Source organism: Streptomyces sp. WAC05374 (assembly GCF_004353505.1).
Taxonomy (GTDB): Bacteria; Actinomycetota; Actinomycetes; order Streptomycetales; family Streptomycetaceae; genus Streptomyces.
In genome coordinates, this window is sequence record NZ_SMNQ01000062.1 from 1 (window position 1) to 255 (window position 255).

At 70.6% G+C, this 255-nt stretch carries 1 protein-coding gene; it reads right to left on the reverse strand.

Annotation, left to right across the window (positions count from 1 at the left end; translation table 11 throughout):
• A partial coding sequence (locus tag E2B92_RS32540) for a transposase (protein WP_160159819.1) occupies window positions 1-255 on the reverse strand: 255 nt, incomplete at both ends.

Sequence of the window (255 nt, forward strand, 5' to 3'; positions counted from 1 at the left end):
CGCCGTCCGCGATCACCGTCGTGCCTGCCGCGAGGGCGGGCAGGCCGGACTCGCGCCAGACATGCGCATCCGCCTTGTTCCCGGGCGCCGGTCGGGCTGATGCCACGACCAGGCGGGTGTCGGCATCGATGATGACCTGCACGTTCGCGGAGAACCGGTAGTTGCGCGAGGAGGCGCCGACCGTTCGGTCACGAACCGGGACCAAGGTGCCGTCCACGATCCATAACCGTTCCACGCCCGCCACCGGCCTCGGCA